Below are 15,066 nucleotides of genomic sequence, written 5' to 3' on the forward strand. Positions count from 1 at the left end.
CCGGCGCATCCCCACGGCGTGCCGCCCTGCGCCGGAGGAAGGAGGCCGTCACCCGACCGGGTGTGTCCCGGGTGCGGGTGCCCGCACGGCCGCGTTGGCTGCTGACCAGGCAGCACGGACGCTTCCCGACCCACGGCGGCGCATGGGACGTACCGCCGACCGTGCCGCCGGAGGCCAGCCCATGCACACCTCGCGACTCCTCGTCCGCTCCGGACTGACCCTGGCGGCCGCCGCGGCACTCCCGGCCCTCCTCGCCGGGCCGTCCGCCGCGGTCTCGGGCATCTCCGTCAGCACCACCGGGTCCGCCGTCTCGGTGGTCACCAGCGCGTGCTCCGAGATCAACGGCAGCTGGGGCAACGCGGCCCTGCTCACCAGCAAGCAGGCGAACTTCGCCGAGGGCCGGCGGGTGCCCCTGGCGGGCACGACCGTCAGCCAGTCCGCGGCCTGGTCGGGAGTGGGCCCGGGTACGTACACCGTGGTCGTCATCTGCTCCAGCGGCAGCACGGCGGGCACCCAGTCGGTGATCGTCTCGCCCGCCTCGGCGCCGAAGTCGTCCGCCTCGGCGCCGGATCCGTCCGCCTCGGCGCCGGCGATCTCGTCGACGGCCTCGCCGGGACCGTCCCGGGGTGTGCTGGGCGGCCTGGGCGGAGCGGCCCGCGACTACGGTCCGCTGACGGTGGGCATCGGCGCTGCCCTGGTGTGCGCCGGAGGCATCGCCACGGGCTGGTATCTGCGCCGCCGTTCGAAGCCGTACCGGCTCTGACGCACCGGCCGGCAGCACGGCTCAGCCGGCGTCGGGCAGTTCGGCGAACTCCGCCAGCGCCTGGGTGAGCCACCGGGTCCAGAAGGTCTCCAGGTCGATGCCGGCCCGCAGCACGAGGTGGCGCAGCCGGTCCTCGGGGGCGTCCCGCTCCGGCGGGAAGTCGCGCTCCTCGATCTCCCGGTACTCGGCCAACTGCCTTCGGTGCAGCTCCAGATGCCGGCGCAGATCCGCCTCCAGACCCGTCGTGCCGACCACCGCCGCCGCCCGCAGCCGCAGCAGGAGCGTGTCCCGCAGCGGCTTGGGGTCCTGGGCGGCGGCGGACCAGCGGGCCAGTTCGGCGCGGCCCGCGGGCAGGACCTCGTAACTCTTCTTCTGCCCGCGGGCCGGCGTTTCCGCCGGCAGTGCGCGGATGAGGCCCTCGGCCTCCAGCTTCCCCAGCTCGCGATAGATCTGCTGGTGCGTCGCGGACCAGAAGTAGCCGATCGACTTGTCGAACCGGCGGGTCAGCTCCAGTCCCGACGACGGCTTTTCCAGCAGGGCGGTGAGGATCGCGTGCGGGAGTGACATGGCCTCATCCTAGGGACGGTTCCCACGGGACCTACAGCGCCGCCGCCAGCTCCGTGCCCTGCTTGATGGCCCGCTTGGCGTCCAGCTCGGCCGCGACGTCCGCCCCGCCGATCAGATGGACGCTGCGTCCGGCGGCGGCCAGCTCGTCGTAGAGGTCGCGGCGGGGCTCCTGGCCGGTGCACAGGACCACCGTGTCGACCTCCAGGACGGTGCTCTCCTCGCCGACGGTGATGTGCAGGCCGGCGTCGTCGATCCGGTCGTAGCGCACGCCCGGGACCATGGTCACGCCGCGGTGCTTGAGTTCGGTGCGGTGGATCCAGCCGGTGGTCTTGCCGAGGCCCGCGCCGACCTTGGTGGTCTTGCGCTGGAGCAGGTGGACCTGGCGGGGCGGCGCGGGCCGCTCGGGCGCGGCGAGACCGCCCGGCACCCGGTAGTCCATGTCGACGCCCCAGTTGCGGAAGTACGTCTGCGGGTCCTCGCTCGCCTTGTCGCCGCCGTCGGTCAGGTACTCGGCCACGTCGAAGCCGATGCCGCCGGCGCCGAGGACGGCGACCCGCTCACCGACGGGAGCGCCGCCCTGCAGGACGTCGAGGTAGCCGAGGACGCGGGGGTGGTCGACACCGGGGATGTCCGGGGTGCGCGGAGTGACGCCGGTGGCCACGACCACCTCGTCGTAGCCGTCCACGGTCTCGGCGGTGACCCAGGTGCCGAGGCGTACGTCGACTCCGTGGGCGTCGAGCTGGTGGCGGAAGTAGCGCAGCGTCTCGTCGAACTCCTGCTTGCCGGGGACCTTCCGGGCGACGTTGAGCTGTCCGCCGATCTCGCCCGCGGCGTCGAAGAGGGTGACGTCGTGACCCCGTTCGGCGGCGGAGACCGCGCAGGCGAGGCCCGCCGGACCGGCACCGACGACGGCGACGCGCTTCTTCAGCCGGGTCGGGGAGAGCACCAGCTCGGTCTCGTGACAGGCGCGCGGGTTGACCAGACAGGAGGTGATCTTGCCGCTGAAGGTGTGGTCGAGGCAGGCCTGGTTGCAGCCGATGCAGGTGTTGATGGCCTCCGGCGTGCCGGCGGCGGCCTTGGCGACGAAGTCGGGGTCGGCGAGCATCGGACGGGCCACGGAGACCATGTCCGCGTAGCCGCCGGCCAGCAACTCCTCGGCGAGTTCGGGGGTGTTGATGCGGTTGGTGGTCACCAGCGGCACGGACACCTCACCCATGAGCTTCTTGGTGACCCAGGTGTAGGCGCCGCGCGGGACGGAGGTGGCGATGGTGGGGATGCGGGCCTCGTGCCAGCCGATGCCGGTGTTGATGATCGTCGCCCCGGCGGACTCGACCGCCCTGCCGAGGGCGATCACCTCCTCCAGTGAGGAGCCGCCCGGGACCAGGTCCAGCATGGAGAGACGGTAGATGACGATGAATTCCTCGCCGACGGCCTCGCGGACCCGCTCGACGATCTCGACCGGGAAGCGCATCCGGTTCTCGTACGACCCGCCCCAGCGGTCGGTGCGCCGATTGGTCTGCGCGGCGATGAACTCGTTGACGAGGTAGCCCTCGGAGCCCATGATCTCCACGCCGTCGTAGCCGGCCTGCCGGGCGAGGCGGGCGGCGCGGGCGTAGTCGTCGATGGTCCGCTCGACGTCGGCGTCGCTCAGTTCACGGGGCACGAACGGGCTGATCGGCGCCTGCAGCGGGCTCGGCGCGACGAGGTCCTGGTGGTAGGCGTACCGCCCGAAGTGCAGGATCTGCATGGCGATGCGGCCGCCCTCGCGGTGCACGGCCTCGGTGACGACCCGGTGCTGCTCGGCCTCCGCCTCGGTGGTGAGCCTGGCCCCGCCCTCGTACGGCCGGCCCTCGTCGTTGGGCGCGATGCCGCCGGTGACGATGAGGCCCACTCCGCCGCGGGCGCGGGCCGCGTAGAACGCCGCCATCCGCTCGAAGCCGCGCTCGGCCTCCTCCAGACCGACGTGCATGGAGCCCATCAGCACGCGGTTGGGCAGGGTGGTGAAGCCCAGGTCGAGCGGGGTCATCAGATGCGGGTAACGGCTCATCGGGCCCTCCGTGCGCGGTGTCGTCGCCTCTTGTTGTAGAGGAGACCCCCCGATTATGCAATTAGTTGCAGAACCTCAAGGGGGTGACACCGACCACTCTGTACCTACTAGTATGTACACACGGATCAGCACTCGACCCGCTCCGAAAGGACGTTTCACCATGCCCTTCGTCCGGATAGACACGCTCGGCACCGACCCCGCCCGGCTCGACGCACTCGGCCAAGCCGTCCAGGACGCCCTGGTGGAGACGCTGGGCGTTCCGCCCGCGGACCGGTTCCAGGTGCTGACCAGCCACGACGGCGTCACCAGCATGCTGCGTCACGACGACTACCTGGGCATTCGCAAGGACGACTCGGTGGTGTTCGTGGCGATCACCATGCGTGCGGGGCGCTCCGCGGAGCAGAAGACCGCGCTGTACCGGCGGATCGCCGACCTGGTGCACGAGCGCACCGGGACCGAGCCGCGCAACGTGGTCATCACCGTCACCGAGAACACACTCGTGGACTGGTCCTTCGGCGACGGCGAGGCACAGTACGCCCCGGCCGGCGCAGAGCCGGCCGGGGCGCAGCCGTAGGACAGGGGCGGATCAGCGGCTCTGCAGCCGCAGGTGCAGGTCCCTCTCCTGGTCTCCGGAGGCCGTGCAGGTCTCCTCGACGGTGAACATCGAGTCCAGGGTGTGCCGGAACCGGTCCACGGCCCAGTAGCCGCCCTGGACGTCCGCCTGGACGGACGCGTCGAGGTGGACCGGTGGGCAGCCGGGCCCACGGGCGTCCGCGACGTCATAGGTGCCGAGCCACACCATCGGCCGTACCTCGTGGAGTTGCTGAGGCACCTCGTCCGCGCCCCGGTCGGACGCGAAGCAGGAGCTCAGCGCGTCGAAGACGAGACGGGCGTCCTCCTTGGAACCGCTGATCTCCACCGTGACGGTTTCGGGGTGCGACCGCTCCGTGTGTGCCATTGATCGCTCCTTTCGTGCCGCGCCGCGGTGGAACGGGGTACCCCGCCGAACCGCGTCCATCCCCAGGAAAGCACCAGCGGCCGGCCGGCACACCTCAGCCGCGGGAGAACTTGTACGTCTTGCTGTCCGTGAGAATGCAGAAGCCGGGCGACATCACGATCACGCGCAGGACACCGGTGCGCCGGTCGTAGTCGATGCCCTCCACCTCGAACGTGCCGGAGCAGGAGCTGCGCAGTGGCAGCTGGCGCAGGGCGGTGACATGCCCGGTGACGTCCGCCGAGCCGTTCGGCGGGGCCGAAAGGTCGATCTGGAGCAGCGGCTTGGTGATGCCGAAGAGGCTGCCGTCCGGGTCGTCGGAGGAGCACAGCAGCGTGGTGGGGCCGGAGAAGTCGCAGCCCTGGACGTCACGGACCGGGTGGTCCAGGTTGACCGTCGAGGCCTGCGGGAGATTCGCCGCGGGCGAGGTGGACGGGTTGACACCGGGGGTCGGGAAGACGAGCAGGCGGTTCATCGTGCCCCATTCACCCGAAAGCATCCACTGGCCGTCGGGCGAGATCGCGTCCCAGGAGTTGTTCAGGGCCTCGCCCGGGCTGAGCGTGTGGACGTACTCCGACCAGGTGCCGTCGGGCGCCTGGACGCGGTACATCTTCGTGTCGCCGGAGTCCCGCTGATAGGGCTCGATGTAGTAGCCGTTGTAGGAGGCATCGGGATCGCCGACGTGGTTCCAGCCGCGGCTGGAGACGCCGATCGGAATGGTGCCGACGCCGGTGTACCGGTTGGGGCTGTTCGCCGGGACCTCGACGGAGGTCAGTCCCTGGCTCTCGTCCAGCGGGCGGGCGCGGTCCGAGCCGGTCTCGGTCCAGGTGTCGGCCGCTGCGGCGGACCCGGGTACGGAGAGGGACACGACGGCGGCGGTGGCGAGGGTGACGAGTCCGGCGAGAACTGCGTGACAACGTTGCCGGGCGGACGCGGGCATGGCCGACTCCTCGGACGGGTGGGGGCACTCGGTCGGCGGACAGTCTGGCGTGGCGCATTAGTCATGTACAGGCCAATACAGCAACATGAGCGTGAACTCTCCCGGTCCGCAGCAGCGGCGTGCACGATGTCCGGGTGAGGAGTCGCCGCGCCGGCTTCACCGGACGCGTGCTGCTGTGGTGAGAGATGGTGGAGGCAGCGGCCGAGGCGCCGGTGTGTCGGGTGTGAGCGCGGTGGAACAAGGGGAGTCGGCACGGGGGAGTACGTGCCGTGCGGAAGGCGGTGCATGGCATGAGTGCAGCCGAGGCTCCGGCGACGGCCGGCGGCGAGCCGGAACCGGTTCGGCCCGGCGGTCTCCTCGACGTGCTGGGCGTCGCGTCCGTGGTGCTGGACACCGACGGGCGGATCGTGCTGTGGAGCCCGCAGGCGGAGGAGCTGTTCGGATACAGCGCGCGGGAAGCCCTCGGCCAGTACGCCGCCCGGCTCATGGTGCACGAGCGGCACCTGGAGCTGGTCGGCCGGCTCTGGGCCGATGTCATGCGCACGGGTCAGAGCTGGGCCGGCGGCTTCCCGATCCGGCACAAGGACGGCAGCACCCGGCTGGTGGAGTTCCGCAACATGCGGCTGCTGGACGACCGCGGTGACGTGTACGCGCTCGGCCTGGCCGCCGACCAGTCGACCGTACGGCGTCTCGAGCAGGACGTGGCGCTGTCCGAGCGGATGGTGAAGCAGTCGCCGATCGGCTACGCCGTCCTGGACACCAGGCTGCGCTTCGTCTCGGTCAACCCCGCCCTCGAGAAGATCAACGGGGTGCCGGCCGCCGAGACCGTGGGACGGACCGTGGGTGAGGCACTGCCGACGCTGGACGCGGCGCCCGTGGAGTCCGCCGCACGCCTGGTGCTGGAGACCGGTGTGCCCGTGATCGACGACATGCTGTTCGGCCGCACCCCCGCCGACCCCGACCGGGAGCACACGTGGGCCCTCTCGCTCTACCGGCTCGAGGACGCCACCGGCAACGTGCTCGGCGTGGCGGTGTCGGTGGTCGACATCACCGAGCAGCACCGGGCCGCCGTCGAGCGGGAGGCCGCCCGGCGCCGGCTCGCCGTCATCGCCGACGCCACGACCCGGATCGGTACGACGCTCGAACTGGACCGCACCGCCTGCGAGCTGGCCGAGGTCGCCGTACCGGAACTCGCCGACGTGGCCGCCGTGGACCTGCTGGACGCGGTGGTGGGGGGCCGGCGCAGCACGCTCGGCCCGTCGGAGGAAGCGGTGATCCAGGCCCTCGCGGTGCGCCCGCAGGACGGCTCGGACGCCGTACGGGCCGCCGACCCGCCAGGCGCCATCGCCCGGTACGCACCGGACCGCCTGGTCACCGAGTGCGTACGTACCGGCGAGGCGGTGCTGGTGCCGCACGTGAAGGACGAGGACCTGCCGCGCATCGCCCGCAGCCCCGAGGCGGTCGAACTGCTCGGCCGGGCGGGACTGCACTCCTACCTCGTAGTGCCGCTCATCGCGCGCGGCGAGGTGCTCGGCGCCCTGGACCTCAAGCGCACCCGCAATCCGGCGCCGTTCGACCAGGACGACGTCCTGCTCGCCCGGGAGCTGGCCGCCCGCGCCGCCGTCCAGATCGACAACGCCCGCTGGTACCAGAACGCCCGTAACACCGCCCTCACCCTCCAGCGCAGTCTGCTGCCCGGTCATCCGCGGCTCATGACCGGCCTCGAGGTGGCCTCCCGCTACCAGCCCGCGGGGGCCACCAGCGAGGTCGGCGGCGACTGGTTCGACGTCATCCCGCTGGAGGGCGGCAAGACCGCGCTCGTGGTGGGCGATGTGATGGGCAGTGGGATCAGCGCGGCCGCGACCATGGGCCGGCTGCGCACGGCGACCACCACGCTGGCCGCCCTCGACCTCGACCCGGCGATGCTGCTGGAGCACCTGGACAAGACCACCTCGGCGCTGGACCACTCCATCGCCACCTGTGTGTACGCCGTCCACGATCCGCATCTGCGGCAGTGCCGGATCGCCAACGCCGGCCATCTTCCACCGGCCCGGGTCCGCCGGGGCCGCCCGCCGGAACTGCTCGAACTGCCGACCGGGGTGCCGCTGGGGGTGGGCGGGGTCGAGTTCTCCACCGTCACCGTCGACTTCGAGCCCGGCGACGAGCTCGTGTTCTACACCGACGGGCTGGTGGAGACCCGCTGCCACTCCCTGGACGAGCGCCTGGACTTCCTGCTGTCCCTGCTCGGCGACCCGGCCCGGCCCCTGGAGGAGATCTGCGACCTCCTCCTGCGGACCCTGCACCACCCCGACAACCACGACGACGTCGCCCTGCTCATCGCCCGGGCGCAGGAACTCCCGTAGCCGGGGCGGAGATCAGGGCCGTACGCCGATCACCACGTGCGCGGACAGCTCCTCCGAGACCGCCGGCCGGGTCCTCAGGCCCGCCTCGGTCAGGGCCCGTACGGCCGCCGGTGCCTGGCGCTCACTCGTCTCGGTGAGCAGGCAGCCTCCGGGTGCCAGCCACTCGGTGGCCCCGGCTGCCACCCGGCGCAGCAGGTCCAGGCCGTCCGCACCGCCGTCCAGGGCGACGCGGGGCTCGTGCTCGCGGGCCTCCGCCGGGAGCAGGGGCAACTCGGCGGTGGGGACGTACGGCACGTTGGCGGTGAGGATGCCGACCCGGCCGCGCAGCGCGGCGGGCAGCGCGTCGTAGAGGTCGCCCTGGTGGGCCTGCCCGCCGAAGGCGGCGAGGTTGCGGCGGGCGCACCGTACGGCGGCCGGGTCGATGTCAGCGGCGTGCACCTCGGCACCGTCCAGTGCGTCGGCGAGGGCCGCGCCGAGCGCGCCGGATCCGCAGCACAGGTCCACGACCACGGTCGCGTACGGCGCCTGGGCCAGCGCCTGGTCGACCAGGAACTCGGTGCGGCGGCGGGGTACGAACACCCCGGGTTCGACCGTGACGCGCAGTCCGTGGAACTCGGCCCAGCCGAGGACGAGTTCGAGCGGGTGACCGGCGGCGCGCCGCTCCACCATCGAAGCCGCATCCCCGGGCGTGCGGGCGGTGGCCAGGATCAACTCCGCCTCCTCCTCGGCGAAGACGCACCCGGCGGCGCGCAGGGCGGAGACGACGGTGTCGGGAGACGGGAAAAGAGAGGGCATGGAAGCCGAAAAGCCTTTCGAGGAGCGCGGAACCACTGGGCGCTCCGCACGGTCACCGCTGCCGGTGCACCGCGTCGTCCTGAGGGGAGAGCACCCCGGCTGACACTGCGGTGATGGGTCCCACCTCCTCGGCGATCGGGGCCGCGACCCTCCGCGACCGGACGGCAACCATACCCCAACGCCCTGTTCCGCCACGCCCGGCAACCGGACGCGGACGGCCCGGCGCCCGCGCCCGGTTGCCGGGAAAACCGGGTGACGCGCCGCCGGATGCGCGGCTACGCTCCCGGCGATGACGACTCACGCGACTCAGAGATCGGAGGTCCCGTCCGCGCAAGGTGAGCGCTGATGCTCCCTTCCGCCGCGCACGGGGACTCCCGGCTTTCCATGTGGCTGCGCGTACGGACGTACGCCGTGCCACCGTCCATGATCGAACTGGCCACCGGCCGCCGCACGGCCGGGGACTGGGCCGGGGCCTGCGCCGCCGCCCGGATCGACGTCACACTGGATCTGCGTTCCGTCGCCCGCGCCCACGGCCGGGAGACGGCAGGCCGGCTCCGTGCCGACCTCCGCCGTCTCGCACCCGACCTGCTGCGCTGGCACATGCCGAGGATCGCACCCGACGGGTTGCTGCGCCCCGGACTGACCCTGACGCTGGCCCGGTACGAGCGGCCCGGGCGGGCCGGCCCGCTGCACCTCGTGGCCCGTACCCCGCCGGCCTGGGCGGACGCCGGTCAGCGGATCGGTCTCGCCCTGTGGGATCCGGCCGATCCGGCCGCCGGCCACCACCCGCATCCCCGCCCGAACCGCCGCTACCGGCTCGATCTGCACCGGCACCTGTGGGACGCGAGCAGGGCCGGTGAGCTGCGCGACCGGTCGGGGGCCGACGCCCCCGCACCGCCGGACAGCGATCCGCTGGGGCTCGCGCCGCCCGGGCACGGCTGTGCCGTCGACCGGTGGGCGGCCGAGGCGGCCATCCTGCTGCGCGCCGAAGGACGGTCCGCGGGCACCTTCGTCGTACGCCTCGGCCGCCGCCGGCTGCTCCTGGCACCGGCGCCGGACGCAGCCGGAGCCCCGGCTCCTGGCGAGCACCGACGCGGCTCCGCCCCAGCGGACGGGTCCGCGCAGCTGCCCGGACTGCGGCGCGGGTCCGACCCGGCGGACGGGTCCCCGGGGCTGTACGGGCTGCGACGCGGACCCGATCCGGCCGGCGGGACCCCGGACCGGCCCGGGCAACCGCTCAGGGCCGACCCCGCCGACGGGGCCCCGCACCTGCACGAAGTGCCGCGCGGGGCTGACCCGGCCAACGCGCCCCCGGACCCGCACGGACCACCGCGCGGGGCTGGCCCGACCGGCGTGCCCACGGCCCTCCCCGGACCACCGTGCGGCACCGGCACTTTCCCCGCCGGACCCGAACTCCCGTGCCGACCCGGCCCGGCCGGCGCGCCACCAGCCCCACCCGAACTGCGGCGCCGCACCGGCCAGTCGAGCGAGCCCTCGGCACCACCCGGACTCCCTCGCCGTACTCACCCCGGCAAGGGCGCGGTCGGCGGCGGTGCGCCGCGCCTGCGGATCGTCGGGGAGGTTCCAGCGGGCGGACTCTCCGCCGTGCCGGTGCTGCCCGACGCGGCCACCTGGGTGGTGCCCGATCTGGAATTGCTGCGTGCCGGGCTGATCGGCGCGGACCGGCTGCATCCCCTGGTCGCCGCCGCGCTGGTGCCCGGTGAGGCGGCCTTCGATGCGGCCGGAGATCCGGACCCGGTGGCACCGGCACGCCAGGTGGAGTGCAGGGGAGCCACGCACTGGATCGGCCTGGTCGACGGTGTTCTGGTACCGCTGGACCACGACCCGGACGAGATCCGGCGCGAGGAGCTGTTGGCCGCGCTCGGCGGGCCGCCCCTGCCCTGTCTGCGGGTCATCGACGAGGCGCACCGGCGTCCGGACTGCCTCACCGGTGTGCGGGAACGGCTGGACCACGGGGACACCGTCGGCGCCCTGGCCGTGGTCGAGGCCCTGCTGGGCCCGGGCGCGGTGCTGCGCGAGGGACCGCTGCGGGACGAACTCACCGCGGCCGCCGAGCGGCGCATCGCCTACGGCCTGTACCGGGCCGGTCTGACCGGCGCCGGGCAGACCCCCGCCGGGCAGACCCCCGCGGGCGTGAGCCCCCGCACCGGCCGGGGCCGCCGCCCCACCCGGCGGCAGAACCGCGTCGTCACCTTCTTCTGACCCGCCCTGTCCGCCTTGTTCCTCCGCCTTGTTCCTCCGCCTTCTTCATCCACCTGTCTCCTCCGCCTTTCCCTTCCGCCTTTCCCTTCCGAACCGCCCTTTTCCACCGCCGACTTCACACCCAGGTGATTCCTCATGACCTCGAACGACTCCGCGACCCTGCCCGCAGACCGGCCGATGGCCTCCCGACTCGCCGTTGCCGACGCTCTGTCGGCGCTGCTCGGCGACACGGCCACCGAACCGCGTTCCGACATCCAGCTGGAGGCACTGACCTTGGCCGTGGCCGCCGATCTCCCGGTGCTGCTGTGGGGCGAGCCCGGCATCGGCAAGACGGCGGCGCTCACCCAGCTCGCCACCGCCCTGGACCTGCCGCTCACGACCGTGATCGCGAGCGTCCACGAGCCGTCCGACTTCTCGGGCCTGCCGGTCGTGGGAGACGATCCGGCGGTGCAGGGCGTCCCCATGGCCCCGCCGGACTGGGCGGTACGGCTCGTACGGACCGGGCGGGGACTGCTGTTCCTCGACGAGCTGTCCACCGCTCCCCCCGCGGTGCAGGCGGCCCTGCTGCGGCTCGTGCTGGAGCGGCGGATCGGCGCCCTGCGGCTGCCACCCGGGGTACGGATCGTGGCCGCCGCCAATCCGCGCTCCTCGGCTGCCGACGGCTGGGAGCTGAGTCCGCCGCTGGCCAACCGGTTCGTGCATCTGCAGTGGGCCCACGACCACGACGTCGTCGTACGGGGTCTCGGCGGGACCTGGCCCCGGGCGACCCTGCCCCGACTGGACCCCGAGCGGCTGACCGGGGCCGTGGCCTTCGCCCGGCGCGCGGTGTGCGACTTCCTCGTCGCACGGCCGGCGCTGGTGCACCGGCTCCCGAACGGCGAGAGCAACCGGGGCGGCGCGTGGCCGTCGCCCCGGAGCTGGGAGGCGACCCTGCGGCTGGTCGCCTTCGCGCACGCCTCCGGGTCGTCGCGGGACGTGCTGTCGCTCCTGGTCCGCGGCACCGTGGGGGACGGCCCCGGGCTCGAGTTGCTGGCGAGCCTGGACCGGATGGACCTGCCGGATCCGGAGGAGCTGCTCGCCGACCCCGAGGGGGCCGGCCTGCCCGAGCGCGGGGATCTGCGGCAGGCCGTGCTGGACGGGGTGGTGGACGCGGTCCGCAGGCGACCGGAGCGGGCCCGCTGGGACGCGGCCTGGGCGTTGCTGGTGCGGGCGATGCGGACCGGGGCACCCGACGTGGTGGTCGTGCCGGCGACCACCCTGGCCTCCCTGCGCCGGGAGGACTGGGACGTGCCGGCGGCGATCGAGCAGCTCGCCGGGGTGGTGTCGCTGTCCCGGCGGGCCGACGAGGCCGCCCGGCGGGCCGGGGGGACCCCCGGTGCGCGCTGATGACCGCGGACACGCCCGGGGCGCTGGACCTCGGCAAGCTGTTCGCGGCGCGGCTGCACGCGGCCCGCGTCCGGCCGTACCTGGCGACGGCGCTGTTCGCGCTGCGGCCGGTGGAGTCGCGGCAGGTGCCGACGATGGGGGTCGACCGGTACTGGCGGTGTTATGTCTCACCGGCGTTCGTGGACCGCACACCGGTGGTGGAACTGGCGGCGGTGTGGGTGCACGAGGTGGCGCACCTGCTGCGCGACCACCACGGGCGCGGCGACCGCTTCGCCCGCGAGCACCGGCTGACCGGTTCCGCGGAGCGGCTGCGGATGAACATCGCCGCCGACTGCGAGATCAACGACGACGTGTACGGCGACGGGCTGGCGTTGCCCGAAGACGCCGTGACGCCGGGGAAGCTGGGACTGAACGCGGGCGAGCTGATGGAGGACTACCTGCGGCAGTTCCGGCTCGGGCCACGGCTTCAGCGGCTGGCCTGGCTGGACTGCGGCAGCGGCGCCGACGGGCTGGACCGGGCCTGGGAGCTGGGTCCGGACGGCGCCCACGGGCTGAGCGAGCAGGAGCGCGACGCGATCCGGTTCCGGGTGGCGCAGGGCATCAGGGGCCGCCCGGGCAGCGCCCCGCGGGGCTGGCGTCGGTGGGCGGAGGAGGTGTTCCATCCGCCGCAGCCGTGGCGGCGGTTGCTGGGGGCGGCGCTGCGCTCGGCGGTCTCCGCTGCGGGGGCGGGCGAGGACTACAGCTACGGCCGGCCGGCCCGGCGTTCGGCCGTGCTGCCCGGCGTCGTCCTGCCGAGTCTGCGCCGCAGGCCGCCTCGGGTGTGCGTCGTCATCGACACCTCGGGGTCGGTGAGCGACGCCGAACTGGGCAGCGCCCTGCTGGAGGTGGCCGCGATCTGCCGGGCCGTGGGCGGCCGGCGCGACCTGGTCTCCGTGCTGTCCTGCGACGCCGCGGCCCGGACCGTCAAGCCGTTGTGCCGGACGGAGGGCATCGAGCTGGTGGGCGGGGGCGGGACAGATCTGCGCACCGGGTTCGCGCGGGCGTTGCGCGGCCGGCCCGACGCGGTGGTGGTGCTGACCGACGGTCAGACGCCGTGGCCGGCCGAACGGCCGTCCTGCCGGACCGTGGTGGGACTGTTCCCGCGGTCCGGCGGGTCGTACGACGAGGACGATCCGGGCTACCGACCGGACGTGCCGCCGGCGTGGGCGCGGGTGGTGACCATCGGGCCGGCGGGCGGCTGAGACGCCGGCAGGGAGCTCCGCCCGCCGACGGGCACGCTCCCTGTGCGCGGGCCGGTATCGGGTCAGACGCCGACCGTCTCCTCGATCTCTTCCTCGATCTCTTCCTCGGCCGTCTTTTCGGCCTTGTCCTCGCCTGCTCGCGCCGCCTCGACTGCGCGGGCCGCCTCGCGCCCGGTCGGTACCGGGGCGGGGACGGATGCCCCTTCGGCCGCGGTGCCGGGGTGGCCGGCCGCGTGCCGGGCCTGCCGGGGCCGCTCGTACAGCGCCGCGATCCCGGTCACCACGAGGCCCACCAGGAGCCAGACCACGAGGGTCGCAACGTTGCGGGCGAGGCCGTCGCCGCCGAAGTAGAGCAGGCTGCGGACGCCCTCGACGAAGCCGGCGCCGTTCCAGAAGGCGTGCAGGGTGCCGAAGAAGCCGTTCTGCAGCTCGGGGCGGAACAACCCGCCGGAGCTGGTGAAGTTGAGCATCACGAAGAGCACCATCATCGTGAGCGTGGTCCAGCGCTTGAGGAAGGTGTGCAGGCCGACGCCGATGAACAGGATGCCGGCCGAGTACAGCCAGGCCATGCCCCACACGCCCGCGAGGTCGTGGTGGGCGAGGTGGAACACCGGTCCGGCGAGCAGCGCTCCGATGCCGCTGACCGCGGCGGAGACACCGAGCGTGAGCAGCGCCCGTACCCGCATCGACAGGGCGGCGCCCGCGGCACCGAGGGCGGCGACCGAGGCGTAGGAGCCGATGCTGAGGGCGATCAGCAGGAAGAACAGGCCCTGACCGGTGGGGTCGTCGGCGACCGGCTCGGCCACGTCGGTGACCTTGAGCGGGACACCTTCCTCGGCGGCGACCGGCGTGAAGACCCTCTCGACGGCCGTCGCGCCCATGTCGGAGGCGGCGCTCGCCACCAGCAGTTCGGGCGCCTCGGCGCTCGGCACGTAGGCGCCGGTGACATCGCGGGACTCGAGCAGGCGGACGGCGTCGGCGCGGGAGGCGACGGTGCGTACGTCGAGCTTGTCCCCGGCGGTGTCCTTGACCGTCTGGGCGAAGACCTTGACCTGCGGGGTGCTGCCGACGACGGCGACGGGCAGGTGGTGCGGTTCCGGGGTCACGAAGGCCCCCATGTACGCGAGCCCCATGCCTATGCACATCAGCAGCGGGGTGATCAAGTGCGTGAGCACATGGCGCAGTGCCGGTGACCTCATTGCGCGCGTCCTCCAGAAGGTTGGCTTATACAACTTCCGATCAAGTTGTACTATACAACTAGAGCGCCGGAGGAGGTATTCCCGTGAGCACAGCGGAGTCGGCCGTCGAGACGATCCAGCGCGAGATGACCATCTTCGCCCGCCGGGCCCGAGCCTCGGCGGGCCGTATGCACCCCGAGCTGTCGCTGGTGTCGTACACCCTGCTCGGCCATCTGGAGGAGCGCGACGGCTGCCGGGCCACGGATCTGGCGGCGCACTACGCGCTGGACAAGTCCACGGTCAGCCGTCAGGTTGCCGCGCTGGAGCGGTCCGGGCTGATCGAACGCCGCCTGGACCCGGAGGACCACCGGGTCCAGGTACTGCATCTGACGGCGGCGGGCCGGGACATCCTCGCCCAGGTCACCCGCAGCCGCCGGGCCGCGTTCCGCGAGCGGCTCGCGGACTGGCCGGAGCAGGACCTGGTCCGCTTCGCGGCCTACCTGGAGCGGTACAACGCGGATCCGGGCGGGACCGGGGCCGACTGACCCCCTTCCGCCCTCGCGTGTCCG

The 15,066-nt window shown here is 73.2% G+C and carries 13 protein-coding genes; 7 read left to right on the plus strand and 6 right to left on the minus strand.

Going from position 1 to position 15,066, the window contains the following annotated elements; all coding sequences use genetic code 11:
* Positions 1-181 precede the first annotated feature (181 nt).
* Positions 182-763: a hypothetical protein gene (locus tag ABZ919_RS18055; RefSeq protein WP_361248478.1), complete on the plus strand. Its 582-nt coding sequence runs from the start codon at positions 182-184 to the stop codon at positions 761-763.
* Between the two features lie 21 nt (positions 764-784).
* Here the strand turns inward: ABZ919_RS18055 and ABZ919_RS18060 are convergent, their stop codons facing one another.
* Together ABZ919_RS18060 and ABZ919_RS18065 are read right to left on the minus strand one after the other, a co-directional pair.
* A complete protein-coding gene (locus tag ABZ919_RS18060; RefSeq protein ID WP_361248480.1) occupies positions 785-1,330 on the minus strand; it encodes a PadR family transcriptional regulator in 546 nt (181 codons plus the stop codon).
* Between the two features lie 31 nt (positions 1,331-1,361).
* On the minus strand, positions 1,362-3,377 hold the full coding sequence (locus ABZ919_RS18065; protein ID WP_361248482.1) for an NADPH-dependent 2,4-dienoyl-CoA reductase: 2,016 nt from the start codon (positions 3,375-3,377) through the stop codon (positions 1,362-1,364).
* Positions 3,378-3,537: 160 nt separating this feature from the next.
* Here ABZ919_RS18065 and ABZ919_RS18070 point away from each other — a divergent pair, with 160 nt between their 5' ends.
* On the plus strand, positions 3,538-3,951 hold the full coding sequence (locus tag ABZ919_RS18070) for a tautomerase family protein (protein ID WP_361248484.1): 414 nt from the start codon (positions 3,538-3,540) through the stop codon (positions 3,949-3,951).
* 12 nt (positions 3,952-3,963) lie between these two features.
* Here ABZ919_RS18070 and ABZ919_RS18075 read toward each other — a convergent pair whose 3' ends face one another.
* A complete protein-coding gene (locus tag ABZ919_RS18075; RefSeq protein WP_361248486.1) occupies positions 3,964-4,335 on the minus strand; it encodes a hypothetical protein in 372 nt (123 codons plus the stop codon).
* Positions 4,336-4,429: 94 nt separating this feature from the next.
* Complete coding sequence (locus tag ABZ919_RS18080; protein WP_361248488.1) at positions 4,430-5,311, minus strand: hypothetical protein; 882 nt, start codon at positions 5,309-5,311, stop codon at positions 4,430-4,432.
* Positions 5,312-5,601: 290 nt separating this feature from the next.
* Between ABZ919_RS18080 and ABZ919_RS18085 the strand changes: the two genes are divergently transcribed.
* Complete coding sequence (locus ABZ919_RS18085; RefSeq protein ID WP_361248490.1) at positions 5,602-7,674, plus strand: SpoIIE family protein phosphatase; 2,073 nt, start codon at positions 5,602-5,604, stop codon at positions 7,672-7,674.
* Between the two features lie 12 nt (positions 7,675-7,686).
* Here ABZ919_RS18085 and ABZ919_RS18090 read toward each other — a convergent pair whose 3' ends face one another.
* A complete protein-coding gene (locus ABZ919_RS18090; protein WP_361248492.1) occupies positions 7,687-8,469 on the minus strand; it encodes a putative protein N(5)-glutamine methyltransferase in 783 nt (260 codons plus the stop codon).
* 345 nt (positions 8,470-8,814) lie between these two features.
* On the opposite strand from ABZ919_RS18090, the gene ABZ919_RS18095 reads away from it, so the two are divergent.
* The 3 genes from ABZ919_RS18095 (at position 8,815) to ABZ919_RS18105 (ending at position 13,319) form a co-directional block, all read left to right on the plus strand.
* Positions 8,815-10,692 carry a hypothetical protein gene (locus ABZ919_RS18095; protein WP_361248494.1) on the plus strand — a complete coding sequence of 626 codons (1,878 nt, stop codon included), beginning with the start codon at positions 8,815-8,817 and terminating at the stop codon, positions 10,690-10,692.
* Between the two features lie 135 nt (positions 10,693-10,827).
* On the plus strand, positions 10,828-12,078 hold the full coding sequence (locus ABZ919_RS18100; RefSeq protein ID WP_361248496.1) for a MoxR family ATPase: 1,251 nt from the start codon (positions 10,828-10,830) through the stop codon (positions 12,076-12,078).
* Positions 12,078-13,319, plus strand: coding sequence for a VWA-like domain-containing protein (locus tag ABZ919_RS18105; protein WP_361248497.1), 1,242 nt, complete (start codon positions 12,078-12,080; stop codon positions 13,317-13,319). The genes ABZ919_RS18100 and ABZ919_RS18105 overlap by 1 nt, the downstream gene beginning before the upstream one ends.
* A 62-nt stretch (positions 13,320-13,381) precedes the next feature.
* Here ABZ919_RS18105 and ABZ919_RS18110 read toward each other — a convergent pair whose 3' ends face one another.
* On the minus strand, positions 13,382-14,518 hold the full coding sequence (locus tag ABZ919_RS18110; protein ID WP_361248499.1) for a hypothetical protein: 1,137 nt from the start codon (positions 14,516-14,518) through the stop codon (positions 13,382-13,384).
* Between the two features lie 125 nt (positions 14,519-14,643).
* Between ABZ919_RS18110 and ABZ919_RS18115 the strand changes: the two genes are divergently transcribed.
* A complete protein-coding gene (locus ABZ919_RS18115; protein ID WP_361248750.1) occupies positions 14,644-15,042 on the plus strand; it encodes a MarR family winged helix-turn-helix transcriptional regulator in 399 nt (132 codons plus the stop codon).
* Positions 15,043-15,066 lie beyond the last annotated feature (24 nt).

This window comes from Streptomyces sp. NPDC046759, assembly GCF_040645475.1.
GTDB lineage: Bacteria > Actinomycetota > Actinomycetes > Streptomycetales > Streptomycetaceae > Streptomyces.

What these genes read in the sequence shown, in the direction of transcription:
- ABZ919_RS18055 (WP_361248478.1), top strand. Translation starts at nt 182, where the DNA reads ATGCACACCTCGCGACTCCTCGTCCGCTCCGGACTGACCCTGGCGGCC.
- ABZ919_RS18060 (WP_361248480.1), bottom strand. Translation starts at nt 1,330, where the DNA reads ATGTCACTCCCGCACGCGATCCTCACCGCCCTGCTGGAAAAGCCGTCG.
- ABZ919_RS18065 (WP_361248482.1), bottom strand. Translation starts at nt 3,377, where the DNA reads ATGAGCCGTTACCCGCATCTGATGACCCCGCTCGACCTGGGCTTCACC.
- ABZ919_RS18070 (WP_361248484.1), top strand. Translation starts at nt 3,538, where the DNA reads ATGCCCTTCGTCCGGATAGACACGCTCGGCACCGACCCCGCCCGGCTC.
- ABZ919_RS18075 (WP_361248486.1), bottom strand. Translation starts at nt 4,335, where the DNA reads ATGGCACACACGGAGCGGTCGCACCCCGAAACCGTCACGGTGGAGATC.
- ABZ919_RS18080 (WP_361248488.1), bottom strand. Translation starts at nt 5,311, where the DNA reads ATGCCCGCGTCCGCCCGGCAACGTTGTCACGCAGTTCTCGCCGGACTC.
- ABZ919_RS18085 (WP_361248490.1), top strand. Translation starts at nt 5,602, where the DNA reads ATGAGTGCAGCCGAGGCTCCGGCGACGGCCGGCGGCGAGCCGGAACCG.
- ABZ919_RS18090 (WP_361248492.1), bottom strand. Translation starts at nt 8,469, where the DNA reads ATGCCCTCTCTTTTCCCGTCTCCCGACACCGTCGTCTCCGCCCTGCGC.
- ABZ919_RS18095 (WP_361248494.1), top strand. Translation starts at nt 8,815, where the DNA reads ATGCTCCCTTCCGCCGCGCACGGGGACTCCCGGCTTTCCATGTGGCTG.
- ABZ919_RS18100 (WP_361248496.1), top strand. Translation starts at nt 10,828, where the DNA reads ATGACCTCGAACGACTCCGCGACCCTGCCCGCAGACCGGCCGATGGCC.
- ABZ919_RS18105 (WP_361248497.1), top strand. Translation starts at nt 12,078, where the DNA reads ATGACCGCGGACACGCCCGGGGCGCTGGACCTCGGCAAGCTGTTCGCG.
- ABZ919_RS18110 (WP_361248499.1), bottom strand. Translation starts at nt 14,518, where the DNA reads ATGAGGTCACCGGCACTGCGCCATGTGCTCACGCACTTGATCACCCCG.
- ABZ919_RS18115 (WP_361248750.1), top strand. Translation starts at nt 14,644, where the DNA reads ATGACCATCTTCGCCCGCCGGGCCCGAGCCTCGGCGGGCCGTATGCAC.